Annotated in this window: 24 protein-coding genes and 2 tRNA genes; 20 read left to right on the top strand and 6 right to left on the bottom strand. The window is 55.6% G+C overall.

Going from position 1 to position 26,144, the window contains the following annotated elements:
* The first annotated feature begins 15 nt into the window (after positions 1–15).
* Positions 16–1,053, top strand: coding sequence for a branched-chain amino acid aminotransferase (locus BGP77_RS00975; RefSeq protein ID WP_255414336.1), 1,038 nt, complete (start codon positions 16–18; stop codon positions 1,051–1,053).
* A 59-nt stretch (positions 1,054–1,112) separates the two neighbouring features.
* On the opposite strand, the gene BGP77_RS00970 is transcribed toward BGP77_RS00975, so the two are convergent.
* Entirely contained in the window at positions 1,113–1,418 is a 306-nt protein-coding gene (locus BGP77_RS00970) for a YhbY family RNA-binding protein (RefSeq protein ID WP_108162857.1), read from the bottom strand.
* Positions 1,419–1,437: 19 nt separating this feature from the next.
* Here BGP77_RS00970 and rlmE point away from each other — a divergent pair, with 19 nt between their 5' ends.
* The 16 genes from rlmE to BGP77_RS00890 all read left to right on the top strand — a co-directional run bounded on the left by rlmE (position 1,438) and on the right by BGP77_RS00890 (position 18,724).
* Positions 1,438–2,109: a 23S rRNA (uridine(2552)-2'-O)-methyltransferase RlmE gene (rlmE, locus tag BGP77_RS00965; RefSeq protein ID WP_199224154.1), complete on the top strand. Its 672-nt coding sequence runs from the start codon at positions 1,438–1,440 to the stop codon at positions 2,107–2,109.
* Between the two features lie 45 nt (positions 2,110–2,154).
* A complete protein-coding gene (ftsH, locus tag BGP77_RS00960) occupies positions 2,155–4,065 on the top strand; it encodes an ATP-dependent zinc metalloprotease FtsH (RefSeq protein WP_108162855.1) in 1,911 nt (636 codons plus the stop codon).
* 73 nt (positions 4,066–4,138) lie between these two features.
* Entirely contained in the window at positions 4,139–4,984 is an 846-nt protein-coding gene (folP, locus tag BGP77_RS00955; protein ID WP_108162854.1) for a dihydropteroate synthase, read from the top strand.
* A 28-nt stretch (positions 4,985–5,012) separates the two neighbouring features.
* The gene (gene glmM, locus BGP77_RS00950) at positions 5,013–6,362 is read left to right on the top strand and encodes a phosphoglucosamine mutase (protein ID WP_108162853.1); all 1,350 of its coding nucleotides are present in this window, start codon (positions 5,013–5,015) and stop codon (positions 6,360–6,362) included.
* 106 nt (positions 6,363–6,468) lie between these two features.
* Positions 6,469–7,224, top strand: a complete 756-nt coding sequence (gene tpiA, locus BGP77_RS00945; RefSeq protein WP_108162852.1) for a triose-phosphate isomerase — start codon at positions 6,469–6,471, stop codon at positions 7,222–7,224.
* 5 nt (positions 7,225–7,229) lie between these two features.
* The gene (gene secG, locus BGP77_RS00940) at positions 7,230–7,604 is read left to right on the top strand and encodes a preprotein translocase subunit SecG (RefSeq protein WP_233252264.1); all 375 of its coding nucleotides are present in this window, start codon (positions 7,230–7,232) and stop codon (positions 7,602–7,604) included.
* Positions 7,605–7,609: 5 nt separating this feature from the next.
* Positions 7,610–7,696, top strand: a tRNA-Leu gene (locus BGP77_RS00935).
* Between the two features lie 307 nt (positions 7,697–8,003).
* A tRNA-Met gene (locus tag BGP77_RS00930) sits at positions 8,004–8,080 on the top strand.
* Between the two features lie 437 nt (positions 8,081–8,517).
* On the top strand, positions 8,518–8,979 hold the full coding sequence (rimP, locus tag BGP77_RS00925) for a ribosome maturation factor RimP (RefSeq protein WP_108162851.1): 462 nt from the start codon (positions 8,518–8,520) through the stop codon (positions 8,977–8,979).
* A gap of 56 nt (positions 8,980–9,035) precedes the next feature.
* The gene (nusA, locus tag BGP77_RS00920; protein WP_108162850.1) at positions 9,036–10,529 is read left to right on the top strand and encodes a transcription termination factor NusA; all 1,494 of its coding nucleotides are present in this window, start codon (positions 9,036–9,038) and stop codon (positions 10,527–10,529) included.
* A 19-nt stretch (positions 10,530–10,548) separates the two neighbouring features.
* Entirely contained in the window at positions 10,549–13,137 is a 2,589-nt protein-coding gene (gene infB / locus BGP77_RS00915) for a translation initiation factor IF-2 (RefSeq protein ID WP_108162849.1), read from the top strand.
* Positions 13,138–13,224: 87 nt separating this feature from the next.
* Positions 13,225–13,620: a 30S ribosome-binding factor RbfA gene (gene rbfA / locus BGP77_RS00910; RefSeq protein WP_108162848.1), complete on the top strand. Its 396-nt coding sequence runs from the start codon at positions 13,225–13,227 to the stop codon at positions 13,618–13,620.
* A 39-nt stretch (positions 13,621–13,659) separates the two neighbouring features.
* On the top strand, positions 13,660–14,589 hold the full coding sequence (gene truB, locus BGP77_RS00905) for a tRNA pseudouridine(55) synthase TruB (RefSeq protein WP_108162847.1): 930 nt from the start codon (positions 13,660–13,662) through the stop codon (positions 14,587–14,589).
* 130 nt (positions 14,590–14,719) lie between these two features.
* Positions 14,720–14,989 (top strand): 30S ribosomal protein S15, encoded by a 270-nt coding sequence (rpsO, locus tag BGP77_RS00900; RefSeq protein ID WP_108126065.1) that lies wholly within the window; start codon positions 14,720–14,722, stop codon positions 14,987–14,989.
* A 253-nt stretch (positions 14,990–15,242) separates the two neighbouring features.
* The gene (gene pnp, locus BGP77_RS00895; protein ID WP_199224159.1) at positions 15,243–17,363 is read left to right on the top strand and encodes a polyribonucleotide nucleotidyltransferase; all 2,121 of its coding nucleotides are present in this window, start codon (positions 15,243–15,245) and stop codon (positions 17,361–17,363) included.
* Positions 17,364–17,566: 203 nt separating this feature from the next.
* On the top strand, positions 17,567–18,724 hold the full coding sequence (locus BGP77_RS00890; protein ID WP_108162845.1) for an SH3 domain-containing protein: 1,158 nt from the start codon (positions 17,567–17,569) through the stop codon (positions 18,722–18,724).
* 5 nt (positions 18,725–18,729) lie between these two features.
* Here the strand turns inward: BGP77_RS00890 and BGP77_RS00885 are convergent, their stop codons facing one another.
* Positions 18,730–19,380 carry a replication protein P gene (locus BGP77_RS00885; RefSeq protein WP_108162844.1) on the bottom strand — a complete coding sequence of 217 codons (651 nt, stop codon included), beginning with the start codon at positions 19,378–19,380 and terminating at the stop codon, positions 18,730–18,732.
* Between the two features lie 40 nt (positions 19,381–19,420).
* Positions 19,421–20,164, bottom strand: coding sequence for a DnaT-like ssDNA-binding domain-containing protein (locus BGP77_RS00880; protein ID WP_108162843.1), 744 nt, complete (start codon positions 20,162–20,164; stop codon positions 19,421–19,423).
* A 209-nt stretch (positions 20,165–20,373) separates the two neighbouring features.
* Between BGP77_RS00880 and BGP77_RS00875 the strand changes: the two genes are divergently transcribed.
* Both BGP77_RS00875 and BGP77_RS00870 read left to right on the top strand, forming a co-directional pair.
* Positions 20,374–21,252, top strand: a complete 879-nt coding sequence (locus BGP77_RS00875; RefSeq protein WP_108162842.1) for an ABC transporter ATP-binding protein — start codon at positions 20,374–20,376, stop codon at positions 21,250–21,252.
* Between the two features lie 17 nt (positions 21,253–21,269).
* Positions 21,270–22,280 carry an ABC transporter permease gene (locus BGP77_RS00870; RefSeq protein ID WP_233252263.1) on the top strand — a complete coding sequence of 337 codons (1,011 nt, stop codon included), beginning with the start codon at positions 21,270–21,272 and terminating at the stop codon, positions 22,278–22,280.
* A 7-nt stretch (positions 22,281–22,287) separates the two neighbouring features.
* Here BGP77_RS00870 and BGP77_RS00865 read toward each other — a convergent pair whose 3' ends face one another.
* Positions 22,288–23,238, bottom strand: coding sequence for a patatin-like phospholipase family protein (locus BGP77_RS00865; RefSeq protein ID WP_108162841.1), 951 nt, complete (start codon positions 23,236–23,238; stop codon positions 22,288–22,290).
* A gap of 153 nt (positions 23,239–23,391) precedes the next feature.
* On the opposite strand from BGP77_RS00865, the gene BGP77_RS00860 reads away from it, so the two are divergent.
* A complete protein-coding gene (locus BGP77_RS00860; RefSeq protein WP_233252262.1) occupies positions 23,392–24,303 on the top strand; it encodes a bile acid:sodium symporter family protein in 912 nt (303 codons plus the stop codon).
* Here BGP77_RS00860 and BGP77_RS00855 read toward each other — a convergent pair.
* Both BGP77_RS00855 and BGP77_RS00850 read right to left on the bottom strand, forming a co-directional pair.
* Positions 24,300–25,277, bottom strand: coding sequence for an AraC family transcriptional regulator (locus BGP77_RS00855; RefSeq protein ID WP_108162840.1), 978 nt, complete (start codon positions 25,275–25,277; stop codon positions 24,300–24,302). The two genes, BGP77_RS00860 and BGP77_RS00855, sit on opposite strands and share 4 nt — an antisense overlap.
* A 32-nt stretch (positions 25,278–25,309) precedes the next feature.
* The gene (locus tag BGP77_RS00850) at positions 25,310–26,080 is read right to left on the bottom strand and encodes a 1-acyl-sn-glycerol-3-phosphate acyltransferase (RefSeq protein WP_108162839.1); all 771 of its coding nucleotides are present in this window, start codon (positions 26,078–26,080) and stop codon (positions 25,310–25,312) included.
* Positions 26,081–26,144 lie beyond the last annotated feature (64 nt).

The raw sequence follows: 26,144 nt of genomic DNA, 5'->3' as shown, positions 1-26,144 counted from the left end.
TCGCCGGCGCCGTTAATGGTCCGCCCGGACCCTGGAAATTTGGAAACCAAAATGGCTGCATTTGGAACCGTTTTTATGCCGCAGATGGCGCAGGCCCGGTACGAGGGTGGGCGTTGGTCGTCGACTGAAATCGTCCCGTCCGACGCGCTCACGCTCCATCCTGGCGCGCATGTTCTGCATTATTCCAGCACCTGCTTTGAAGGTTTGAAAGCGTTTCGGCATGCCGATGGCTCGGTGAAACTGTTTCGTGTGGAGGCCAATGTAGAGCGCCTGGCGCAGAGCAGCCGTTTGCTGAACCTGCCTGCCATCGATAAAGCTCAGTTGACCGAAATGATTGTCGATCTGGTGGCGCGCTTTAAAGATGACGTGCCACAAGCACCGGGCTCAATGTATATCCGTCCGACTCATATTGGCACCGAAGCGGCCATTGGTAAGGCGGCGGCGCCGACCGATACGTCGTTGCTGTATGTGTTGCTGTCGCCGGTAGGCGATTATTTCAGTGGCGGTGGTGACGGTTTGACGCTGCTGTTGGAAGAAGATGGCATGCGCTGTGCCGCTCATATGGGCATGGTGAAAAGCGGCGGCAACTATGCTTCGGCACTGACGCCTATTCTGTCGGCTAAAGCCGAATACGAAGCCGACCAGGTACTGTTCTGCCCGGGTGGCGATGTTCAGGAAACCGGTGCCGCTAACTTTATTTTGATCGACGGTAACGAAATCATTACCAAAGGCTTGGACCGTTCTTTCCTGCACGGCATTACTCGCGACTCGCTGCTGACATTGGCGCGCGATCGAGGCATGACCGTCAGTGAACGTAATATGAGCGTGGATGAACTTCTGGAACGCGCCGCCAAACCCGGCACTGAAGCGGCTTTGTCTGGCACTGCGGCGGTGCTGACACCGGTCAGTCGGTTGATTCGCAATGGTGAATCATATCCGGTGGGCTCCGGCAAACCCGGCCCGACCACTGAAGCATTGCGCCTGGCGCTGAATCAGGTGCAGTGGGGCGAAGCGCCGGATGAGCATAACTGGCTGACGCCGGTAGGCGCTTAACGCAGAACGGGAGACGCTTGGCGCTGTTTTGCGTTTCCCGTCTCCCGTTGAGCGTCTGCCTACACTCTCAACAGATTAGACAGTTTCGGGTTCGGCTTGTCTTCGCGACGCAACAGCAATGCAACGTGGCCAATGGATTGCACCAGTGTCGCGTCCAGTTGCTCACAGACGGAGGCAATGGCGGCTTTCTTTTCGTCGCGGTCGGCCAGGTTGACCTTAATCTTAATCAGTTCGTGATCGCGCAGCGCCCGGTCGATTTCCGCCAGGACGGATTCGGTCAGGCCTTTTTCAGCAATGGTGACCAGCGGATTGAGGTCGTGACCAATGGTCCGGTAGCGTTTTTTCTGTTCCTGATTCAAACTCATTTCACTTAATTCCAACTCGATGCGTGCGAGCGCGCCATTGTACGTTACAACCGCCCAAACGAGGAAACCCGTGGCCCGATCTAAAAGCAGCAATGACTGGCTGCGCGAACATTTCGATGATCAGTATGTGCGCCAGGCGCAACAAGATGGCTTTCGCAGTCGCGCCAGCTACAAACTGATTGAGATCATAGAGAAAGACAATCTGCTCAAGCCGGGCATGACGGTGGTCGACCTGGGTTCGGCACCGGGTGGCTGGTCGCAGGTGGCTGCCCGCGCTGTGGGTGATGAGGGCCGTGTGTTCGCGTCCGATATTCTGGATATGGACCCGGTTCCCGGAGTCGAATTCATTCAGGGGGATTTCACCGAGCAGGATGTCTACGACGCCCTGATGGCGCTGATTGGGGAGCGCCCGGTGGATCTTGTAATCTCCGACATGGCCCCCAACATGAGCGGGGTGGCCGCGGTTGATCAACCGGCTGCTATCTACCTGGTCGAATTGGCATTGGAGATGGCAACGGCTATCCTGAGACCCGGCGGCAATTTCGTCGCCAAGGTCTTTCACGGCGAGGGCTTCGATGACTACGTCAAAGCCGCCCGTCAGGCTTTCACGCGTGTGGTGATGCGCAAACCGAAATCATCACGCGCCCGCTCCCGCGAAACTTATCTGGTTGCCCAGGGGTTCCGGGGTTAAGCGACAACGCAGCTGTGCTGCAAAGAATGAGTAAAGTTGAACCTTATGGCTAAGAATCTAGTTCTCTGGTTGATCATAGCGGCCGTGCTGCTGGCGGTGTTCAATAACTTCGACATGGCGCCCAGCACTGAAGAGATGAGCTATTCCCGCTTCGTCCAGCAGGTCGAGCAGGACCAGATCCGTTCAGTGACCTATCAGGGTTTGAACATCCAAGGCATTCGTCGAGACGGTTCGCGCTTCGACACCGTTCGCCCGCCTTATGTGGATGACTCCCAGCTGATCGATCAGATGATCGAGCACAATGTCGATGTGGTGTCCAAGCAGCCGGAGCAGCAGAGCATTTGGACTCAGTTGCTGGTGGCAGCCTTCCCGATCCTCATCATTCTGGCGGTATTCATGTTCTTTATGCGCCAGATGCAAGGTGGTGCTGGCGGCGGTAAAGGGCCGATGAGCTTTGGCAAAAGCAAAGCCAAAATGCTCAGTGAAGATCAGATTAAAACCACCTTTGCCGATGTGGCCGGGGTAGAAGAAGCCAAAGAAGACGTTCAGGAGCTGGTCGAATTCCTGCGCGATCCGGGCAAATACCAGCGTCTGGGCGGCACCATTCCGCGCGGCGTGTTGATGGTAGGTCCTCCGGGTACCGGTAAAACCTTACTGGCTAAGGCCATTGCTGGCGAAGCGAAGGTTCCGTTCTTCTCCATCTCCGGTTCCGATTTCGTTGAAATGTTCGTGGGTGTGGGTGCGTCCCGTGTTCGCGATATGTTCGACCAGGCTAAGAAACAAGCGCCGTGCATTATTTTTATCGATGAGATTGATGCTGTCGGCCGTTCGCGCGGTGTTGGCATTGGCGGCGGTAATGATGAGCGCGAACAGACATTGAACCAGCTGCTGGTTGAAATGGACGGCTTCGAAGTCAACGACGGCGTCATCGTGATTGCGGCGACCAACCGTCCTGACGTGCTCGACCCAGCCTTGCTGCGTCCGGGTCGTTTTGACCGCCAGGTTGTCGTTGGTCTGCCGGATATTCGCGGCCGCGAACAAATCCTCAAAGTGCATATGCGCAAAATCCCGGTGGCGGATGACGTCAATGCCGCTGTGATTGCTCGTGGTACTCCGGGCTTCTCAGGCGCTGATTTGGCGAACCTCTGTAATGAAGCCTCTTTGTTTGCCGCTCGACTGAGTCGTCGCGTGGTGAGCATGGAAGAGTTTGATCGGGCAAAAGATAAAATCATGATGGGCGCAGAGCGCAAATCCATGGTGATGTCCGAGAAAGAGAAAATTAACACCGCCTATCATGAATCCGGCCACGCCATTATCGGTCGTCTGGTGCCGGAACATGACCCGGTTTACAAGGTGTCGATTATCCCGCGTGGTCGCGCTCTGGGTGTGACCATGTATCTGCCGGAAGAAGATCGTTATTCGGTCAGTAAACGTCACTTGGAAAGCCAGATTTGCAGTCTCTATGGCGGTCGTATTGCCGAAGAGATGACCAACGGTGTCGATGGCGTCACTACGGGTGCGTCGAACGACATCGAACGGGCTACCCAGTTGGCGCGCAATATGGTGACCAAGTGGGGCTTGAGTGAACTCGGTGCTCAGCAGTTCGAAGAAGAACAGCAGGGTTACCTGGGTGACCAGGGCTCTATGTCTAAGGTGTCGGGTGAAACGGCCAAGGCAGTGGATGCCGAGATCAAGCGGATTCTCGATAAGTGCTACAAGACCGCTTACGACCTGCTGGAAGACAACCGCGATAAGCTGGAAGCGATGAAAGATGCGTTGATGGAATATGAAACCATCGACTCTGAGCAGATTGAAGCGATCATGAATGGCAATAAGCCGAACCCACCGAAAGGTTGGGAAGATCGCAACAAAGGCGGTCCGGATCCCGATCCGGCACCGGCAGGCCAAACGGCGGATGACGACGGTGAACTGAACCGTGAAGGTCAGCCGGAGTAAGGCGAAATAACAAGCCAGATTAAACGGCGCTGCGGCGCCGTTTTTTATGTGCGCAGAGAAATGAGAGGGTGGAATGGACAGTTGGCGACAGTGGCGTTGTGGTCATCGCACTCTGGATCTGAGTCGCACTCAGGTCATGGGCGTTTTGAACGTTACGCCGGACAGCTTTTCCGACGGAGGGCGTTTTGTCGGTCAGTCGGCAGCGATTCATCACGCCGAGGCGATGGTAAGCGCCGGTGCGGCTCTGATTGACATTGGTGGTGAAAGCACGCGCCCCGGTGCTGCCGAAGTCAGCGTGCAGCAGGAACTGGACCGAGTGCTGCCCGTTGTTGAGGCACTGGCGAACCGGGTCGATGCTGCGTTGTCTGTCGATACCAGTACCCCTGAGGTCATGCGCGAAAGCGCTCGGCTGGGCGCGCACCTGATTAATGACGTGCGCGCTCTGTCTCGGCCGGGCGCGCTGGAAGCGGCGGTCGATACCGGTTTGCCGGTGTGCCTGATGCACATGCAGGGGCAGCCAGGCACCATGCAACTGAGCCCTCAATACGCCGATGTGGTGGATGAGGTCGAGCGCTATTTGGGCGAGCGCATCGCTGCGTGTGAAGCGGCTGGGTTGAGTCGTCAACAACTTATGGTTGACCCAGGGTTTGGCTTTGGCAAAACAGTGGGCCACAATCTGGCGCTGCTTGATCAGCTGACCCGTTTCCGTGCTTTCGATTGTCCGATTCTGGTGGGCATGTCACGTAAGTCTATGATTGGTGATGTGTTGGGTAAGCCGGTTGATAAGCGTTTGTATGGCAGTCTGGCCGTCGCGGTCACGGCAGCGTTGAAGGGCGCGGCCATTGTTCGCGTACACGATGTGGCCGAAACGGCCGATGCCATTGCCATGACCAATGCCGTTCAGTACGGCGCCAATTAGTACTGCTTTATAGGGAGTTACACTCCAGGTGAGTGACGTAAAACGTTATTTTGGAACCGATGGAATTCGCGGCCGTGTCGGCCAGGGCGTTATAACTCCCGACTTTGTATTGAAGCTGGGCTGGGCTGCGGGCCGGGTCTTTGCGCGTGAAGGTAAGGGGCGCATTCTGATCGGTAAAGATACTCGTATTTCCGGCTATATGTTCGAGTCGGTTCTGGAGGCCGGTTTGTCCGCAGCCGGTTGCGATAGCTTGATCGTGGGTCCGATGCCGACGCCGGCAATTGCCTATCTCACACGCGCTTTTCATGCCGATGCGGGTATTGTGATTTCAGCGTCACACAACCCCTATTATGACAACGGCATCAAATTCTTTTCCGCAGCCGGCACCAAACTGCCGGATGAATTGGAACTGGCCATCGAAGCCGAACTGGATCAATTGCTGACCACCGCCGACAGTGATCAGCTGGGTAAGGCCAGTCGCATCCCTGATGCCGGTGGTCGTTACGTCGAATTCTGTAAGAGCACCGCTGGCTATATCGGTCTGGGTGGCATGAAGATCGTGCTCGATTGTGCGCACGGCGCCACCTACGACGTGGCTCCGAAGGTATTCCGTGAACTGGGTGCCAATGTCAGCGTCATCGGTGCCCAGCCGGACGGTTTGAACATCAACGAAGGCGTGGGTTCGACCCATCCGGCCAACCTACAGCGAGCGGTTCTGGAGCAGCAGGCTGACCTGGGTATCGCTTTTGATGGCGATGGCGATCGGCTGTTGATGGTCGATGGTGATGGTGAATTGGTCGATGGCGATGAGCTGTTGTACATCCTCGCCGTCCATATGAAAGCGAGCGGCCAATTGGCCGGTGGCGTTGTTGGCACCTTGATGACCAATCTGGGGCTGGTGGTGGCGCTGGAGCGAGAAGGCATTGAGTTGGTTCGCGCACAGGTTGGTGACCGCTACGTGCTCGAACAACTGAATGAGCGTGACTGGAACCTGGGTGGTGAGAATTCCGGTCATCTGGTGTGTAAGCACGTGACGACCACTGGCGACGGTATCGTGTCAGCGTTACAGGTATTGTGTGCATTGATCCAGGCGGATCAGACGTTGTCTCAAGCGAAGTCTGGTATGCGCAAGTTTCCGCAAGTGATGATCAATGTACAGATGCCAGAGAAGAAAGACGTCTTGTCGTTGCCATCGGTGGTCGATGCCATTGCTCACGCTGAGGCTGAACTGGGACGTGCGGGTCGTGTGCTGTTGCGCCCATCGGGAACAGAACCCTTGGTTCGGGTGATGGTCGAAGGTGAGGACGTCGCACTGGTCAAACGCACCTGCCGCGAACTGGCCGCTCAGGTGGAAGCTGCGGTGCAGGAAGCTATTTAGCGCTTTAGGGCTAAGCCCTTGTTTTGAAACCACTCTTTTTTGAGATCAGCTTGCCCATGGCAGGCAAAGGAAGTACACTCTGCGCCCGTTTTGAGGGAGGCCTGCAATGCGCCGCAAGCTGGTAGCCGCAAACTGGAAGATGAATGGCAGCAAAGCTCAGACTGAAAGTCTGTTGAATGCATTTGTTGCTGGCATTGATGCAAAAGCCATGGACGCGGTGGTGTTTCCGCCGGCGTTGTACGTTGCTCAGGTTGCCCAGTTGTTGAACGGCACTGGCATTGAGTGGGGCACTCAAAACGTTCATGCCGCCGAGAAAGGCGCCTATACCGGCGAATTATCTCTGGGCATGGTGAAGGATTTTGGCTGTCACTATGTGTTGATTGGTCACTCTGAGCGTCGTGAGCTCTTTGCTGAGAGCAACGCCGACACAGCGACTAAGGTGGCAGCAGCGCTGGCTGCAGATGTAACGCCCATGCTGTGCGTTGGTGAGACGCTGGCCGAGCGTGAGGCCGACACCACTGAGCAGGTGGTCGGTGAGCAGCTGGATGCCGTATTGAACGAAGTGGGCATTGCCGCGTTCAAGCGTATCGTTATCGCATACGAACCCGTTTGGGCGATCGGTACGGGTAAGACAGCGTCGCCGGAACAGGCTCAGGCCGTGCATGCTTTTATTCGTGGTCGTCTGGCGCAAGCCGATGCGGATGTGGCGGCTCAAAACCGCATTTTGTACGGCGGCAGCGTTAAAGCCGCCAACGCACAGGAATTGTTTCAGCAGCCGGATATTGATGGCGGGCTGGTCGGCGGGGCGTCCCTGTTGGCTGAGGAGTTCGTCGCCATCTGTCAGGCGGCAGCAGAGGTTTAACGGATATGATGGTTGAGAATTTGGTTTTGGTTGTGCACGTCTGCCTGGCCGTAGCTTTGGTCGGTTTCGTGCTGATCCAACGCGGTAAGGGTGCGGATGCCGGTGCTTCTTTTGGCGGCGGTGCCTCTCAGACGGTTTTTGGCAGTGGCGGCAGTGGTAACTTCCTGACTCGCACCACCGCTATTTTAGCAACCGGCTTTTTCCTGACCAGCTTTGGCCTGGCTTATATCGCCAAGCAAAAGGCGAGTGGTCTGGATGATTTGGGTCTGGATATTCCCGCTGCAGAACAGAGCGTGAATACTCAGTCCGAAACGGCTGATGATCTCGGTGAGATCCCGGCTGGTGAAGGCAGTGCAACATCGGACGTGCCTGCTCAGTAAGTTTTGCCGACGTGGTGGAATTGGTAGACACGCCATCTTGAGGGGGTGGTGGGCTTTTGCTCGTGCTAGTTCGAGTCTAGTCGTCGGCACCAATACCCGGGCCTGGTTTCCAGGCCCGTTTTCTTTCTCCTGGACTGATTAGTCCGGGCAGCCTTGAAAGTCGAGTGACGCATCCCTATAATTCGCGCCGCCCGAGGATGATCCTTAGTGGGTATCGTCTAATTGAGGCCAGCCGGAATGGTTCCGGGATATAAATAACCTGAGAGTTTATTGCGGGGTGGAGCAGTCTGGTAGCTTGTCGGGCTCCCACACCGCAAAAGTCGAAGGGAGTCTAAACGACCTTCGGCTTATGAGACCGACCCGGCCAGGTTCCGGGATATAGAAAACCTGAGAGTTTATTGCGGGGTGGAGCAGTCTGGTAGCTCGTCGGGCTCATAACCCGAAGGTCGTAGGTTCAAATCCTGCCCCCGCTACCAATTGATGTGGTCGTTCAGCTTTAGGTTGTGCGTCCAAGCGGTACGGTCCAGTCTGCACATCCGTGTGCAGCCGTAAAAACGGACAGGAAGCATGCTTCCTAGGCGTCCATTTTTACTCTGCCCCCGCTACCATTTGAAATGTTGTTTCTATATAAGAATCAGCATTTCAGGAATTCTGCGGAATTCCAGGGTCTTCGGACCACCGGAAGCCAGAGGGCCTTCCGTAGCATAAAGAAGTCCGTTGGACTTCAGCATTAAGCCCCTCATGCAGGGGCTTTTTTGTACGTGCAGCCTCGCAGTGAGGTGAATGGCTACCGACGGCAGCCATTGTCGAGATCAGTTGGTTTTGATCTGGGCCTGCGGAATCGACGCTCGTGCGATGGTTCCAAAGTTGCCCTTTTTTTGTTTTTGAAAAAGCGCTTACACAGAGGACGCCCATGGCGAAAGTAGATGAACTGACAACGCTGATCGAGCCGGTTGTGACTGGCTTGGGCTACGTGTTCTGGGGACTGGAATATGTAGCGCGTGGCAAGCACAGTTTGTTGCGCGTCTATATCGATCATGAAGATGGCATTACGGTCGATCATTGCGCGGAAGTCAGTCATCAGGTCAGTGCTGTGATGGATGTTGAAGACCCAATCAGCCAGAACTACACACTGGAAGTGTCATCACCGGGCATGGATCGGCCGTTATTCACATTGGAGCAATTCGCTCTTTATATTGGCGAGTGGGTTGATGTTCGATTGCGCGTTCCGTTCGAAGGGCGGCGTAAGTTTAAAGGCGTGCTGAGCGCCATTGAAGACGGTGATATTTGCGTCACCTTAGATGGCAGTGATTACTTGCTGCCGATTGAAAGTATAGAAGTGGCGCGTTTGGTTCCGAACTTCGACAACGCATAACCGATTAATCGTAAAGGAAAGCCCGGTACAGGCCCGGCAAACGAGAGGCTGAGACGATGAGCAAAGAAATTCTTCTGGTCGTGGACGCGGTAGCGAATGAAAAGGGTGTATCCCGTGAAGTCATTTTTGACGCCATGGAACTCGCTCTTGCCGCTGCGGCCAAGAAGCGCTTCGACGACGAAGGCGAAGCGGACATCAAGGTAGTCATCGACCGCGAAACCGGGGAATACGAAACTTTCCGTCGCTGGACGGTGACGGCTGATGACGTAGTGCCGATGCTAGGGTCCGAATGGACTGTCGAAGAAGCGCATGAGGTCGACAAGACTCTGCAACCGGATGATGTCTACGAAGAAAAAGTAGAGAACGCCGGCTTCGGTCGCATCAGTGCGCAGGCGGCCAAACAAATTATTGTGCAGAAGGTTCGTGAAGCTGAGCGAGCGAAAATTGTTGAGCAATATCGCGAACGCGTCGGCGAAATGGTACTGGGTACAGTCAAGAAAGTGACTCGTGACAATATCATTGTCGACCTGGGTAACAACGCCGAAGCGGTATTGCCACGCGAAGAAGTGATCGGTCGCGAAACGTTCCGCATCGGTGATCGAGTTCGCGCTGTGCTGCAAGGCGTGCGCGCCGAAGGTCGTGGCCCGCAACTGGTGCTGAGTCGCGCCAGCAGCGAAATGCTGATCGAATTGTTCCGCATTGAAGTTCCGGAAATTCAGGAAGAAGTGATCGAAATTCGTGGCTGTGCCCGTGACCCGGGTTCTCGCGCTAAGATCGCTGTGAAAACCAACGATGGACGGATTGATCCGGTTGGTGCTTGCGTCGGTATGCGCGGTTCGCGTGTGCAGGCGGTTTCTAACGAACTGAATAACGAACGTGTCGACATTATTCTGTGGGACGACAACCCGGCGCAATTGGTGATCAATGCCATGGCGCCAGCAGAAGTGGCTTCCATCGTTATGGATGAAGACACCCACACCATGGATGTTGCCGTTGCCGAAGATAACCTGGCGATCGCCATTGGCCGCAGTGGACAAAACGTTCGTCTGGCCAGTGACTTAACCGGCTGGACCATCAACGTGATGACCGAAGCCGAAGCGGGTGAAAAACAGGAAGCTGAAGCCGGTCAGCTGGTGACTTACTTTGAGGAAAAACTCGATGTCGATGAAGACATCGCTTTGGTCTTGGTTGAGGAAGGCTTCACCACGTTGGAAGAAGTGGCCTATGTGCCGCAGGAAGAGTTCCTCGCCATTGAAGGGTTTGATGAAGACATTGTTCAGGAGCTGCGTCAGCGCGCCAAAGACGTGCTGTTGACTCAGGAGCTGGCCAGTGAGGAACAACTGGATTCCGCCACCCCTGCAGAAGATTTGTTGACCATGGAAGGTATGGATGACGCCCTTGCACGCACCTTGGCGAGCAAAGGTATTTGCTCCATGGAAGATCTGGCGGAACAGAGCATCGATGAACTGATGGACATCGATGGAATGAACGAAGAGCGCGCCGGTCAATTGATCATGGCAGCACGGGCGCCTTGGTTTGAAAACGACTAATCACGGGTAGGAGGAATCCATGGCAGAAGTCACCGTTAAACAACTGGCGGAGAGCGTTGGTACACCCGTTGATCGTTTGTTGAAACAGATGAGCGATGCGGGTCTGCCGCAGCAGTCGGAAAGCGACGCGGTCAATGACGACCAGAAGCAGACCCTGTTGACGTTTTTGAAGAGCAGTCATGGTGAAAGCAATGACGGTTCGCCGAAAAAAATCACCTTAAAGCGCAAGGTCACCACCCAATTAAAAACCGGTGGCTCTGCGCGCGGCAAAACGGTCAATATCGAAGTGCGTAAGAAGCGCACCTACGTTAAGCGCGATGCAGCTGACGCGACTGAAAATGACGTGCCTGCTGAAGAAAATGCTGCGCCGGCTCCAGCACCGACGGCTGATAACAGCGCCAGTCGCCGTGCTGAAGAAGATGCCAAGCTGGAAGCGGCGCGTCAGCGTGATGCCGAAGAAAAGGCAAAAGCTGAAGCGGATCGCAAAGCGGCTGAAGCCGCGCGCAAAACGTCTGAAAGTGACGTGGTCGAAGAAGATCCGCAATTGGCTGTTGCGGATGCCGAAGCCAAACTGGCTAAGGAAGATCGCACCACTGAGAAGAAGAAACACAAGACTGAAAAACCGGTCCGAGTCGACGATGGCCCGGCGGGTGACAGTCGTAAAGCGGGCCATAAGAAAGGCGGTAAGAAAGCCGAAGTGGCTCAGCGTTCAGCCAGCGGCCGTGGTGGTAACAAACACCAGCAAATGCTGTCGGCACTGGATGAAGGCGAAGGTGATGGTTTTGGTCGCCGCCGCCGTCGCAAGTCGAACAAACGTCGTGATCACCAGTTTGAACGCCCAACCGCTCCGGTCGTGCGTGAAGTTCAACTGGGTGAAGCCATTACCGTGGCGGACCTGGCAAGCCAGATGTCGATCAAGGCAGCTGAGGTGGTCAAGGTATTGTTCAAGATGGGTGTGATGGTGACGGTTAACCAAAGCATCGATCAGGACACGGCCATTCTGGTGATCGAAGAGATGGGCCACAAGTATGCGGTCGTCAATGAGAACGCCATGGAAGATGATCTGATGGAAGTGAGCTACAGCGGCGACGAAACCGCTCGTGCTCCAGTCATCACCGTGATGGGTCACGTTGACCACGGTAAAACCAGCTTGCTGGACCATATCCGCCGCACACGAGTGGTGGCGGGTGAGTCCGGTGGTATTACCCAGCACATCGGTGCGTATCACGTTAAAACCGACAAAGGCATGATCACCTTCCTGGATACACCGGGACACGCCGCCTTTACCGCGATGCGTGCACGGGGTGCTCAGGCAACGGACGTGGTGATCTTGGTCGTGGCCGCCGACGACGGTGTGATGCCGCAGACCGAAGAGGCCGTTCAACACGCCAAAGCGGCCGGTGTGCCGTTGATCGTGGCCATCAATAAGATGGATAAAGAAGAAGCCGACCCCGATCGTGTGATCAACGAACTGTCACAGCGTGATGTCATCCCTGAAGCCTGGGGTGGTGATACGCAGTTTGTTCAGGTATCTGCGCATTCGGGTCAGGGCATCGACGAACTGCTCGACGCCATCTTGCTGCAGGCGGAAGTGTTGGAGTTGAAAGCTCACGCGACCGGTCCGGGTAAAGGTGTGGTGGTTGAATCCAGTCTCGATAAAGGCCGCGGTGCAGTTGCGACCGTACTGGTTCAGTCCGGTCAGCTGCGTAAAGGTGACGTTGTTCTGGCAGGTTCTTTCTACGGCAAGGTTCGAGCCTTGTTGGATGAAACCGGTCAACAGGTCGACGAAGCTGGTCCGTCCATTCCAGTTGAAATTCTCGGCTTGAATGGCACGCCTGACGCCGGCGATGAATTCGTGGTCGCAGAGAACGAACGAACGGCCCGTGAAGTTGCTGAAATGCGTTACGAGCGTGCTAAAGAATCGATCCAGGCGCAGCAGCAGGCGGCCAAGCTGGATGCCTTGTTCCAGGGCATGGGTTCGGACGAACTGCAGAACCTGAACATCGTCCTGAAAGCCGATGTGCGCGGTTCGCTGGAAGCCATCAGCGCTTCACTGCAGAAGCTCAGTACTGACGAAGTGAAGGTGAATATTATCGCCAGCGGCGTTGGCGCGATTTCCGAGTCCGATGCCAACCTGGCGATTACCGCCGGTGCGGTGGTGTTCGGTTTCAACGTTCGTGCCACGGGTAAAGCACGTACGGTTATCGAAAACGCGGGTCTGGATTTGCGTTACTACAACGTCATCTACGATTTGATCGACGACGTCAAAGCCGCCATGAGCGGTCTGCTGTCGCCCGATCTGCGTGAAGAGATCGTCGGTCTGGCGGAAGTGCGCGACGTCTTCAACTCACCGAAGTTCGGCCAAGTGGCGGGCTGCATGGTGGTTGAGGGTACCGTCTACCGCAACAAGAAGATCCGCGTCCTGCGCGACGAAGTGGTGATTTTCGAAGGCGAACTGGAATCTCTGCGCCGCTTTAAAGACGACGTACAGGAGGTACGTCAGGGTATGGAATGCGGTATCGGTGTACGCAACTACAATGACGTTAAAGCGGGCGACAAGATCGAAGTCTTTGACGTGAAAGAAGTGGCTCGCAGCATCGAAGACTGATGCGTCCACCCTGCCTGACGGCCGGGTGGATGACTGCCCAGACTGACCCATCCGGTTGGTCTGGGCGCTAATCGTTTAGGTAATTTCATGGCTAAAGACAACAGTCGCCTGCGCCGTATCGGCGATCAGATTCAACGCGATCTGTCGGTGCTGATTCAGCAGGAAGTCAAAGACCCACGCCTGGGCATGGTGACCATTAATGCGGTCAAGGTCAGTCGCGATCTGTCCTACGCCGACATTTATTTCACCTGCATGGCCTTTGGCGATAACGCTGAGGCTGAACAGCAGCGCAGTGAACAAGAAGCGGTGCTGAATAAGGCCAGCGGTTTTTTGCGCTCCATGCTGGCTCAGGAAATTCAGCTGCGCGTGATGCCGCAATTGCGTTTTCATTACGACGAAGTGCTGGAAAGCGGCACTCGCCTGACCGGTTTGATTGACGAAGCGCTGCGTCAGGACCAGGCCCGTCATCAGGACGACGACTGAGTCGTCCTTTTCTCCCCTCATCAATATCCAAGCTGATTCATGGCACGCAAACGAAAAGGTCGTCCGCTGGATGGCGTGATACTGGTCGATAAACCCGATGGCTGGTCGTCGAATGGCGTCCTGCAAAAGGTGCGTTGGTTGTTTCAGGCGCAAAAAGCTGGGCATACCGGCGCACTTGATCCGCTGGCCACCGGCTTGCTGCCGATCTGTCTCGGTGAGGCGACTAAATTCAGTCGTTTTCTGCTCGATGCCGATAAAGCCTATCGCGCGACAGCCCGGTTGGGCGTGCGTACCGATACGTTGGATGCCGAAGGCGAAGTGATCGACACCCAGCCCGTGCCGACCTTGCAACGTGAAACGGTAGAACAGTTGCTGGCCGAACGCTTTACCGGTGCCATTGAGCAAGTACCGCCCATGTATTCAGCGCTTAAGCGCGATGGTCAGAAACTCTATGACTTAGCCCGCCAGGGTAAGACGGTTGAGCGCGAAGCGCGTCCCGTGCAGATTTTCAGTCTCACCCTGGTTGAGCTGCACGACGACGAACTGGTGTTGGATGTGCACTGCTCCAAAGGCACCTATATTCGGACTCTGGTCGATGATATTGGTACTGCGCTGGGTTGTGGTGCCCACATCACCGCGCTTCGGCGCACTCGCCATGGGCGTTTTAGCCTGGATCAGGCGCAGCCATTGCAGACGCTGATTGATCGGCAAGAGACGCAAGGGCATGAAGCCTCGGATGAGTGGTTGTTGCCGTTGCAATCCCTGTTAGTGGATCTGCCCGTGATTGAGTTGACCGAAGCCCAAGGGCGACGTTTCAGTCATGGCAACCCGGTTAACCGTTTTACGCTGGAAACGCCGTTCGAAGGCCTGGCTCAGGCGGTTGCTAACGGTCATTTTTTGGGCGTGGGGGAAGTCGACGCCAATGGTGAATTGCGGCCGCTTCGAGTGGTCGCAACCAATGCCGTTTGAGGCTTTGTTCCCGCTCGGTTGCTGATGTATAATCCCGCGCGGTTTGCAGCTGTGTGGCTGTACGCTGGAATGCCACTGTTAATATGCGCGGTGGACACTCCTTTTATTTGGCATATTCGTGGAGTTACCCATGTCACTGACAGTTGAACAAAAAGCGGAAATCGTTAAGGAATTCGGTACTGGCGCCAACGATACCGGATCCCCTGAAGTCCAGGTTGCATTGCTGACCCGTAACATCGAAGGTCTGCAAGGCCACTTCAAGGATCACAGCAAGGATCACCATTCTCGCCGTGGCCTGATCCGCATGGTTAACCAGCGTCGTAAGCTGCTGGATTACCTCAAGCGGAAAGACGTCGAACGTTACGCTACCCTGATTAAGAAACTGGGTCTGCGTCGCTAAGCGATACCGCCAAGGGCTCCGTCAGGGGCCCTTGTTCGTTTCAAGCCAGTGTCACTGTGCTCCCGCCCGTTTTATTTGGATCTGACTTTTCGGACGACCGTGAACAACGATATTTCCCCGGGCAGTTGTTATACCGCCTGCGGAGCTTCTATCCATGAGGCCCCTTGGTTTTTAGAAACCGGGACTTTATCGATAGAAGCATCGTTGGGATCGGGGTCCACCATTCACCAAAAAGGAGACTCGAGTGAGTCATTTGACCCCTAAAACCCATAGCTTCCAGTTCGGTGGCAAGACCGTCACCCTGGAAACCGCTCGTATCGCTCGCCAGGCCACTGGCGCTGTATTGTGCACCATCGATGACACCGTGGTGCTGGCGACCGTTGTTGCCGCCAAAGAAGCCCGTGCGGATCAGCCGTTCTTCCCTCTGTCTGTTCACTATCAGGAAAAGTACTACGCCGCTGGTAAAATCCCGGGTGGCTACCTGAAGCGTGAAGGTCGTCCTTCTGAAAAAGAAACCTTGACCTCGCGTCTGATCGACCGTCCGATCCGTCCGTTGTTCACTAAAGGTTTCATGAACGAAGTTCAGGTCATCATCAACGTTGTCTCTGCCAACAAGACTGATGATCCGGATATCGCGGCAATGATTGCGACCTCTGCCGCGCTGACCATCTCCGGTGTTCCGTTTAACGGCCCGATCGGTGCTGCCCGTGTTGGCTATACCGACGCCGAAGGCTACCTGCTGAACCCAACCTTCGAGCAACTGGAAAGCTCGCGCTTGAACATGGTTGTTGCCGGTACCTCCGATGCGGTGCTGATGGTTGAATCAGAAGCGCAGGAACTGACTGAAGACCAAATGCTGGGAGCGGTACTGTACGCTCACCAGGAATACCAGGCCGTCGTTGAAGCGGTAAAAGCCTTTGCCGCTGAAAACGGTAAGCCGCGTTGGGATTTCCAACCGAAAGCTGAAAACACCGCTTTGATCGATCAGGTTAAGTCGGCCTTTGGTGACAAGATTGCTCAGGCTTATCAGATTTCCGACAAGATGGAGCGTTACGCCGCTCTGGACGCTCATAAAACAGCCTTGGTTGAGCAACTGGCCAATGACGAAGAAGGTCCGTCAGCTGACGAACTGAAAGGCGTCTTTGCCAAGTTGGAGAAGCAACTGGTCCGCGAACGCATCGTTAAAGGCGAGCCGCGCATCGATGGTCGCGACACCAAAACGGTTCGTCCGATCACCGTTGAAGTCGGTGTATTGCCGAACGCTCATGGTTCTGCGTTGTTCACCCGTGGTGAAACTCAGGCATTGGTTGCTACCACCCTGGGTACGTTGCGCGACGGTAAGATGGAAGATCAGCTGAACGGCACCATCACCGACCACTTTATGTTCCACTACAACTTCCCGCCGTTCAGCGTCGGTGAAGCGGGCCGTATCGGTGCGGTTGGTCGTCGCGAAATCGGTCATGGTCGTCTGGCTAAGCGTGGCGTTCTGGCCATGATGCCGAACCAGGATGACTTCCCTTATACCGTTCGTGTGGTCTCTGAAATCACGGAATCCAACGGTTCCTCATCCATGGCCTCCGTTTGTGGTGCTTCCTTGGCAATGATGGACGCCGGTGTTCCGGTCAAGAACCCGGTAGCGGGTATTGCCATGGGTTTGGTGAAAGAGAGCGATGGTTTTGCTGTTCTGACCGATATCCTGGGTGATGAAGATCACCTGGGCGACATGGACTTCAAAGTGGCGGGTACCCGTACCGGTGTCACCGCGCTGCAGATGGACATTAAGATCGAAGGCATCACCGAAGAGATCATGGAAATTGCTCTGGAGCAGGCTAACGCTGCCCGTCAGCACATCCTGGACGAAATGGGCAAAGTGATCGAAACCTCTCGTACTGAATTGTCGGACAAAGCACCGACTATGCAGACGATGAAGATCGATACCGACAAGATCCGAGACGTTATCGGCAAGGGTGGTGCGACCATTCGCTCCATCGTTGAAGAGACCGGCGCTGAAGTCGATATCTCTGACGACGGCAGCGTACGCCTGTACGCTCCGGATAACGCCTCGGCGACCGCCGCCAAGAACAAGATTCTGGCGCTGACCACCGAGCCGGAGCCGGGTACGGTGTATCAAGGTAAGGTTGTACGCATCGCCGACTTTGGTGCGTTCGTACAGTTCCTGCCGGGTAAAGACGGTCTGGTGCACATTTCCCAGATTGCCGACCGCCGCATTGAGAAGGTGACCGATGAACTGAGCGAAGGCGACATCGTTGTGGTCAAGATTCTGGATGTTGACAATCGTGGTCGCGTTAAGCTGTCGATCCGCGAAGTGTCTGACGAAGAGCGCGCATCTTTCGCAGAAACGCCAGCTGAATAACGGTCAGGCACACTGAAAGACTGAAAAACCCCGGTTTACCCGGGGTTTTTTTATGGCATTATCAGAAAGGTCCGGGATTTCCCTCCCAAGATAGGCATTCTACGTTTAACGGCCTGTGGTATGCTTCATGGCTGTACCTTAGCGATGTTTCGGCACCGACGCCTATTGCACGGTGTTACAACCAGTGGTTGAATGAAAAGGTTATGAAATTTTTGGCTGATTCTGATGTGACAAGCACTTCGTTCTGGTTGCGCCATCCTGACTCAACTCAGGCGGCGGTTCACCTGGCATTACAATGGCTTGCCTACGTATATCCTTCCAGCGAACAACACCTGCGCGATACGTTGCAGCGTTCGCTGTCCTATACCGACGACACTCTGGTCGAGCGTTGGCGTCAGCTGCTCGAAAATCAGTCGTTGGAACAACATGTTGAAGCATTGCGCTGGATGTCGGAAACGCTCTCGCGTGATCAGGTCCCGTTTTTAGTCGAAACCTGTTGGCGGATGCTGTTGGTATTTCACGAAATGCCCAGCCAAGTGCCTTTGGCGCTGCGGTTAATGGGGCGGATTCTGGGTATTTCCGAAGATCGCGTTTTGGAGATCGGTGAGCGCGTTCAGCGCGAAACCCAGGATGAAAACGGCGATATTGAACGTCCGCCGTTATTGCCGGAAGATCCACGATATCTCGACCGTATTGAATGGCGTTTGTTTGGTGTTCAGGCTCGCACGCGCCGCAATCCGCTTCCCAAGGCCAATAAAGACAGTCAGTGGATGTCCTACACCCTGGTGTTTTTGATTGGTTTTATGATCGGTGGCGGATTTGTCAGTTATATGGTTTGGGGGGCTCCCCAGTGGGGTCGTCAACCTGTTCCGCGTCTGTCGCATCTCGTCGCGGATCCGGTGAATACTCCGCAAACCGCGGTGATCGAAGAAGACACGGCTGCACCAAGCGAACCGGTTGTCGAAACAGCGCAGACCGAGACCCCGCCGGTTGAACCAGTTGCCACAGCCGAGCCGGAACCGGCTCAGGTGGCGGTGGCAGAACCGGAACCCGCGCCACAACCTGAACCTGAGCCAGAACCCGTGGCACCAGCACCCGAACCGACACCGATTGTTCAGCAGCAACCAAGTGATGGCCCGGCAGTGTCCTCAACCGGTTCAGAAGAAGTGCTGATGGCGGTAACCGCATCGGTGCTGAACGTTCGGGCAGAGCCGTCCACCTCTTCTCCGGTGATTATGAAACTGGGGCAGGGCGCACGCGTCTGGGTCGATCCAGAGCAAGCGCAAGGTTTTTGGGCGCACGTTCGTGTGGCTGGGGAAGTCGGTTATGCCAGTGGTAACTTCCTGACACCGGCCAACTGACCCTCTTACTCCGGTAATTCCACCTTTAGCTCGAGCGCCTCAAGGCGCTCTTTGCTGTGGTGCCGATAGCGAGCACGTAACTCGCTGCCGGCCGGCTTTTCCAGATAATACGCCAATTGATAGGCGTCACCTTCGCTGGCGCCAGCGGCTTTCAGTTGTTCCACCAGATGCTCTTCAGCACTGAAATCGGGTGCTGGCAGCGCCACTTCTTCTGCCTCGAAATCCACTTCCTCGCCATCGGCCAATCGCTCGACCAGGTTGCGATAGACGCCTTCAAAAGCCGGCCAGCTGTAACGTTCTGGTTCAGAGCGCAGCTTAAAATACCCGGTTTCTCGTGCAGCCCACTGCACGGCCGGGTGTTGCCAGTGGTGCTGCAGAGGGGCGTGACTGTTTTGACAGGCTTCGAGATAGGCGTCTCGGATGGAGGGTAACCCCAAGGCTTGTGGATCCGGCGTTAAATAGCGCACGAACTCGGCGATGGTCGGTGGCCACGCCAGCTCCAGTTTGCATTTTTCCAAAGCATATTCGATGCGCGACTGTTCAACGCCTGCCAGGCTGTAGGCCCATTCGCGTTTGGCCTGAGTCAGGGTTTCTTCATCCCCGTAGGCACTTTCAAAACGGTGGGTATAGATCAGCTGCATACGCGCGAAGATCATGTTCACCAACAGTTTGGTGTCATGATCCAGCGCGCCTTTGCTACCAGTCGGTGTCGCGGATGTTACGGAGAGCTTCCCGGACTTTAGCCCGCTTGTCCCGACCAGGGTTTGCAGGCTCTTGGGTGCGTTGGTTGCGCTCATAACGGCCCTTATTGTTCAGTTGATCGTGCCAGGCGCGCTGAACCCAGTTCAGAAAGCGCACGTCCCAGCTGTATTCCGCCTTGTCTCTATCCTGATAGTACTGACGGAATTTAGCCAGTTCCGACAGCGCAAAGGTCAGCGGTATGTCGTGAAAGGTGAGTAGCCGCGGGAAGTCTTCTGATGGTTCCCAATCGGCATGCATTCGGCTGCGTTCTGCACGGACCGAGGGCATCTGCGGTTGATCCGCTTTTAAATAATCGAGGTCATCCTCAACCTGATTGCGCCGCCGGGCATCGTTCATGCGCCGCACAGGCACGCGCTCGACAGGTGGAGGCTCGGGTGGCGGTGTCTGTGTTGGCACTGATGCGCTCGGCTGTGGTTCGGCAAGATCAGCCAGGGTAATGTGCCAGGGACCTTCCCCGGAAGCTTCCAGCAGCCCCTGAGCCTGTAAGCGGCGCAGCACCGAGCCGACCTGGACCATACTCCAGAACGGCAGCAGGCGTTGCCGGTGCTGATCCGTCAGTTGCAGGCTCGGGCCACTCATCAGCGTCAGCTCACTGAGCAACTGATACAATAGGGCTTCTTCCAGGCCCAGGGTTTCGGCCAGGGCCGGAGAAACCACCAGGACTTTCTCGGGTATCACTGAGGTTACTCTCCGATGTGCCGGGTAAGACCGACGTGGATAGTCGGTTTGAATACAGCGCAAAATCACCGCATCGGCGGAAGCGCCAGTCTAACATTGCCGACGCCCTCTGTAGAATGACAATCGGCCATGGCGTCCGTTGGTGTACGGCGTTAGGCTGCGCAGCGCGGCTGCATTGGCCGTCAATTACAGGAGTGTCTCATCCAGGCATGAACGATCTTTTGTCCGTGCAGCATCTGACCAAGCGGTTTAAAAACCTGACCGCGGTCGATGACATCAGTTTCAGCGTGGCGTCAGGCCAGTGCTTTGGGGTTCTTGGTCCGAACGGTGCCGGCAAGACCACCGCCATTGAGGTGATTGAAGGCATCCTGCCGGCCACTTCCGGAGAGGTTCATCTGTTTGGGCGCCCGGCTCGGCGACGTGATTATCAGCGCGTCGGTATTCAGTTTCAGCATACCGCGCTGCCGGATTTTTTAACGGTCCGTGAAACCTTGCAGCTGTTTGCGGCCTTTTATTCGCAGCCATTGGCGCAGGACGAGCTGATTGAACTCTGTGCCCTAAGCGATTTTATTGATCGTGACACTCGTCGACTGTCCGGCGGTCAGCGGCAACGGCTGTTATTAGCGCTGGCCCTGATAAACGATCCGGACCTGCTGTTTTTGGACGAACCCACGACCGGTCTCGACCCGCAATCTCGGCGCCATTTCTGGTCGCTGGTTCAAGCGGTTAAAGCACGCGGTAAGACGGTCGTACTGACCACGCATTATATGGATGAAGCCCAGGTGCTGTGTGATGAAATTGCCATCATGGACAATGGCCGCATCATCGAACAAGGCGCGCCCGCGCAATTATTGCAACAGCATTTTGATGGCGTGAAGGTACATCTGCCTTTGGCTTCGCTGAACGAATTTGATTTGCCCTTTATCGCACACCCGCGTGAAGACGGTGTTGATATTCAAACCACACAAGTGGATGAAACCGTGCGCCAGTTAAGCGCCGCCGGAGTACCTCTGGACGGTTTGAAAGTCAGCAGCCCGAACCTGGAAGATCTCTTTTTGAAACTCACCGGCCATGCACTGCGTGTCTGACTGAACGGAGCATCCTCATGTTGAGCCGCATGTTGGCCGTGTTAAGAGCACGTAATAAAGAGTTTTTACGCGACCGCAGTTCTCTGACCTGGAACCTGGCATTCCCGATCATTTTGATCCTGGGGTTTTATTTATTGCTTGGCCAGGCGCAGCCGATGTTTAAAGTGGGTGTGATCAGTGAGCAGGATGCATACGTGAATCGACCGCAATTCATGGCGCTCGATCACATTCAGTTTGTGCCGTATGAGCAGCTGTCCGTAGCGTTGGATAAAGCACGACGTCATCAAATTGATTTGGTGATTGATTTGGACCAGCGACGCTACTGGGTTAACGAAGAGAGTCGCCAGGGTTATATGGTTGAACGATTGCTGGCGGCTTCGGATGCGGACTTTCAGCGCCGTCGCATCAGCGGTGAACCGATTCGCTATGTGGACTGGGTGCTGCCGGGCATTCTGGGTATGAACATCATGTTTGCATCGCTCTTTGGTGTCGGGCATGCCATTGTTCGGTATCGCAAAAACGGCATGTTAAAACGCCTGAAAGCAACGCCTTTGTCGGCCGTGGAATTTGTCAGTGCGCAAATTCTGTCTCGCCTGATGACGGTACTGTTTCTGTGTGTTTCCATTTTTTATGCCAGTCATTGGCTGTTGGGCACGTTGATGTTGGGGTCGGTTTTAGCCTTATTGCTGACCTTTATGCTGGGTGCACTGGCGATGATTTCTCTGGGATTGGTGGTGGCCAGCCGCACCCGCAGCGAAGAGTTGACCAGCGGGTTAATGAACATGGCGGCCTGGCCGATGATGGGCTTGTCGGAAGTCTGGTTTTCGTTGGAAGGTGCGCCCTTATCGATTCAGAACCTATCGCAATGGTTACCGCTGACGCACCTGGTGCAGGCGTCGCGTGCCATCGCCACTGAGGGAGCGGGATTGGCCGCCGTCAGTCACCACTTGCTGACCTTGGCGACGATGACGGCGGTGTTATTAGCGATCGCGGCCGTGTTATTCAACTGGGACAGCGACCGCCGTTAAGTCACGGTTATTGGCCATCCAGGCTTGGTGGTTCGTCACCTATCGATTCGCTGGTTTTATTGCGATATCGTTCGAGAGCTTCTTCGCATAATTGATAGCCTTCATCGATGATGTCTTCGGCCAGGTTGTAGTCAAATAAGCCGCCGACGCTGCGCGGAATTTCAATCAGAATATCCGGTTGATGCGCCGCTAACTTCATGTGGGCAATGGTGTTTTGCATGGTGTCGATGGAGCGGTTTATCAGTTCCATGATGCCCCATTTGTTTTGCGGTTCGGCTTCCTTGGCGTCTTCATTCCACCAACGATCGATAAACCGGCCAACCGCGCGCTGGACCGTGTTTTGATCTTCCGGATTGGTTTTGAGCGCTTTCTTCTTGCGCACGGCAGCCTTGGGTCTAGGAATTTCTTCACGGCCGTTCAGGTTCACGGCCAGTGTCAGGTCGGTGACCGTTCTTAACGTCGGAGCCATGGGCACCGGGTTCAGGACACCCCCATCGACCAGCATCATGTCGCGGTAATAATGCGGTTTAAAAACCGAAGGAATGGCGATGGATGCGCGAATGGCTTCAAACAGCGAGCCTTCGGTGAACCAGACTTCGCGTTGGCGTTCGATGTCGACGGCCACCGCGGTAAATTCAATGGGCAGTTCTTCTATCTTGGCGTCACTGACCAGCTTGCGCAAAACGGTCATGATTTTGTCGCCCTTGAACAAACCGCCGCCGTCAAATGATAAGTCGAGTAACCGCAACACGTCACGCCGGTCCAGAGCCGTCACCCAGCCTTGATACTTGTCCAGCTTGTCCGCCGCGTAAAAGCCACCGATCAGTGCGCCGATGCTGGCACCGGCGATGTTAGTGATTTGATAACCGTTGTCTTCCAGGCAGCGAATAATACCGATGTGAGCCATACCTCGCGCACCGCCGCTGCCCAATACCAATGAAACTGTTTTTTTCGTCACGTCGGTGTCTCCTAAACAGCCATCCGAAAATCGCCAATGAGTTGGCGTGAGGTTATTGTTCCACTTCGTCCCGGGCGATAAAAGAGCTTTGCCGGTGGCGCTGCGCCAGGTTTGCCATGCTAGACTGCGTCGATGCCGTAATGGAGTTGTGTTGTGCTTGATCAAGTCCGGATTGATTTTGACCCTGCCAGTTTGGATTTATTAAACGCCTTATTGGCGCTCATGATGTTTGCGGCGGCCTTGTCGGTTCGCACCGCTGACTTTCGCTACATTTTGCGCTCACCCAAAGCGCCGGTGATCGGATTAATTTGCCAGTTTCTGCTGCTTCCCGCCGCTACCTATGGCCTGACCCGACTGCTGGACCTGTCGCCGTCGATTGCTCTCGGAATGATCCTGGTGGCGGCCTGTCCCGGTGGCAGTTTCTCCAACATCATGACATGGCTCAGCCGTGGTCATTTAGCAACCTCAGTGAGCATGACTGCCATTTCTTCAACGGCGGCGCTGGTGATGACGCCACTGAACTTTATGTTTTATGCGCAGTTGAATCCCGATACCCGACCGATCGTTGAAGCCATTGCTGTCGAGCCTTGGCAACTCATGAAACTGGTTGCCATGGTGTTGGTCATTCCGTTGTTTTTGGGAATGTTTGTTGGCCAGCGCTATCCCGAATTTGCGCGTCGTGCCGACCGGCCTGCGCGCTGGTTATCCTTGCTGATATTTCTGGTCTTTGTGGGCATTGCCTTCACGCGCAATGGCGATCTGTTTGTGCAACACGCGGCGTCGTTCGCGGGCCTGGTCATTCTGCACAACGCAGTCGCACTCAGTCTGGGTTGGGGATCAGCCCGTTTGGCTGGATTGAGTGAGACCGAGCGCCGGGCAGTAACCCTGGAAGTGGGTATCCAAAACTCTGGGTTGGGGCTGATTATTTTATTCAGTTTCTACCCGCATCTGGGCGGTATGATGCTGATTGCCGCATTCTGGGGCGTCTGGCATCTGGTCAGTGGTCTGACCTTGTCAGCGTTCTGGTCAAGGCGCCCACCACAGAGAGACGTCGCAGCCGTTTAACGCTGTTGGGCTGCATACTGGCTTGGTGAGCAGCCTGCCCAGCGCCGGAACGCTTTGCTGAACGCTGAGTCGTCACCAAAACCCAGGTGTTCAGCGATCTCGGCCAGAGATAATTGACCACTTGTGAGCAGGGTGCGGGCTTCCGCAAACTTCACTTGATCCGACAGCAGTTTGAAGGTGGTGCCTTCGTCCGCCAGCTTTCGGTTCAGGTGTCGTCCGCTCATCTGCAATTGCTCCGCAATACGATCCCGTCCCCAGCGTGGCTGGGCCCGAATCCAATCACTCACCTCTGCCAGCAGACTGTCTTGCTCCAGTTCAGACAATTGATGGTCGGCCAACACCTTCATACGACGATACAGCGCCGCATTGCTCTGATTTAACGGCAGTTGCAGTTGAGCGGCATCGAACTGTACGGCATCAGCCACTTGATCAAAGCTGACTTCAGTGCCCAGAAACTGCCGATAGACCTCCGCCGGGGCCTGAGGGCCGTGGCTGAAGGCAACGCGATCTGGTTGAAAACGATCGCCCGTCATCCAGCGACCCAGATGAACCAGTGTCGCCAGTGCCGCCTCGACGCGTTGCGCACGAGCGGCTTCATAAAGGGGGGCATAGAGTAAGGTGGCGCGACCGTCGCCCTGGACAAAGGTGAATTCGCCACCTTCGCCGACCAATGGGTAATACGCGATCAGTGTTTCCAGGGTTTCTTCCAGCGTTTCACTGCTGAGCAGCAAAAAACCGACGATGTCGAGGTTGCCCGGCAGGAAATGCTGGCTTAATCGCAGCCCGATGGAGGCATCGCCACTTTGCTCCAGCGCGGTTTGCCAAATGCGGTCTTGCAGCTCCAAAGGTACGCGCGTGGCTTGATCGTAGCGATCCAACTCGGCCTGAAGTTCGGCAGGCAGGCTTAACCCCAGGCTGGGCAGATTGGTGAGGATGGCCTGGGTAAAGGAATGCGTCACCGTTTTTTCATGCATGACGGCGGTCTCGTAGCCTGATTAACGACGGCTCAGGGCAGTTGTGCCGGTTGGTGCATGGCTTGCAACCAGGCTGCCTGAGCGGGTAGCGGTTGATCATGCGGTAAATCTTCCGGCTGCACCACTGCGATCACCTTGAGCCGAATGCGCTGGCGCTTGCCCAGTCGATACGCCCAGACCTGGGCCAGAGCACGCACGATGGGGTGGATGCGATGCAGCAGTTGCCGGGTCGGCGACTGGGCCATTTGCACATCCACCAGCACGATGGGTTTGCCGCTGGTATGAGCCAGCCGGACCACGCCGGTGCGCCATTTGGGATCTTTCGCTTGCTGCCAGAAAGGTTGCGCCACGCTGATGCCACCGGCGGGTGTCATCACCAGACGCCCACCTTCGGCCAGTAAGGCTTCGGCAGCATTCAAGGAGGCCCGGCCAGCGCGTGAGCGGCGTTGATTGTCGAGCCGTACCGACAGGAAGATGCGCTGCAGCGGCTCAAAGACGTTGAGGAAGTGGCGCGCAATGACCCGGGTTTTTAGCCCGGGGCGACTGGCCAGCCAGGCCAGAGCAAGGCCATCGAACAAACCGTGCGGATGATTACCCGCCACGATGCACGATCCCAGATCGTCAATCAGTTCGGCGTTTTCGACGTCCAACTGAAAGGCATTGCGCCGAAACAGCCAGTCGAGCATGCCGTGCAACTGACCATTGCCAGCACGCCATGCCTGATTGAGTAGTCGGTCGGCCCAATCGACGCCAACCAGTTTGAACAGGCCCCGTCGCAGTGGGCCTGGCCAGTGTTCCAACATACCGCTTGTCCTGCTGCACTGTGATTTGCTGTTGTGGCCACCGTGCGCGTCGGTGGCGTTGTGG

The organism is Saccharospirillum sp. MSK14-1, from assembly GCF_003054965.1.
Taxonomy (GTDB): Bacteria; Pseudomonadota; Gammaproteobacteria; order Pseudomonadales; family Natronospirillaceae; genus Saccharospirillum.
The sequence above is the reverse complement of the archived record's forward strand: the minus strand, read 5'-3'. Positions and strand labels throughout refer to the sequence as shown.

Excerpts from the sequence above, each read along its gene's own strand:
- BGP77_RS00975 (WP_255414336.1), top strand. The coding sequence starts at position 16 with ATGGTCCGCCCGGACCCTGGAAATTTGGAAACCAAAATGGCTGCATTT.
- BGP77_RS00970 (WP_108162857.1), bottom strand. The coding sequence starts at position 1,418 with ATGAGTTTGAATCAGGAACAGAAAAAACGCTACCGGACCATTGGTCAC.
- rlmE (WP_199224154.1), top strand. The coding sequence starts at position 1,438 with ATGCGTGCGAGCGCGCCATTGTACGTTACAACCGCCCAAACGAGGAAA.
- ftsH (WP_108162855.1), top strand. The coding sequence starts at position 2,155 with ATGGCTAAGAATCTAGTTCTCTGGTTGATCATAGCGGCCGTGCTGCTG.
- folP (WP_108162854.1), top strand. The coding sequence starts at position 4,139 with ATGGACAGTTGGCGACAGTGGCGTTGTGGTCATCGCACTCTGGATCTG.
- tpiA (WP_108162852.1), top strand. The coding sequence starts at position 6,469 with ATGCGCCGCAAGCTGGTAGCCGCAAACTGGAAGATGAATGGCAGCAAA.
- secG (WP_233252264.1), top strand. The coding sequence starts at position 7,230 with ATGATGGTTGAGAATTTGGTTTTGGTTGTGCACGTCTGCCTGGCCGTA.
- rimP (WP_108162851.1), top strand. The coding sequence starts at position 8,518 with ATGGCGAAAGTAGATGAACTGACAACGCTGATCGAGCCGGTTGTGACT.
- nusA (WP_108162850.1), top strand. The coding sequence starts at position 9,036 with ATGAGCAAAGAAATTCTTCTGGTCGTGGACGCGGTAGCGAATGAAAAG.
- infB (WP_108162849.1), top strand. The coding sequence starts at position 10,549 with ATGGCAGAAGTCACCGTTAAACAACTGGCGGAGAGCGTTGGTACACCC.
- rbfA (WP_108162848.1), top strand. The coding sequence starts at position 13,225 with ATGGCTAAAGACAACAGTCGCCTGCGCCGTATCGGCGATCAGATTCAA.
- truB (WP_108162847.1), top strand. The coding sequence starts at position 13,660 with ATGGCACGCAAACGAAAAGGTCGTCCGCTGGATGGCGTGATACTGGTC.
- rpsO (WP_108126065.1), top strand. The coding sequence starts at position 14,720 with ATGTCACTGACAGTTGAACAAAAAGCGGAAATCGTTAAGGAATTCGGT.
- BGP77_RS00890 (WP_108162845.1), top strand. The coding sequence starts at position 17,567 with ATGAAATTTTTGGCTGATTCTGATGTGACAAGCACTTCGTTCTGGTTG.
- BGP77_RS00885 (WP_108162844.1), bottom strand. The coding sequence starts at position 19,380 with ATGATCTTCGCGCGTATGCAGCTGATCTATACCCACCGTTTTGAAAGT.
- BGP77_RS00875 (WP_108162842.1), top strand. The coding sequence starts at position 20,374 with ATGAACGATCTTTTGTCCGTGCAGCATCTGACCAAGCGGTTTAAAAAC.
- BGP77_RS00870 (WP_233252263.1), top strand. The coding sequence starts at position 21,270 with ATGTTGAGCCGCATGTTGGCCGTGTTAAGAGCACGTAATAAAGAGTTT.
- BGP77_RS00855 (WP_108162840.1), bottom strand. The coding sequence starts at position 25,277 with ATGCATGAAAAAACGGTGACGCATTCCTTTACCCAGGCCATCCTCACC.
- BGP77_RS00850 (WP_108162839.1), bottom strand. The coding sequence starts at position 26,080 with ATGTTGGAACACTGGCCAGGCCCACTGCGACGGGGCCTGTTCAAACTG.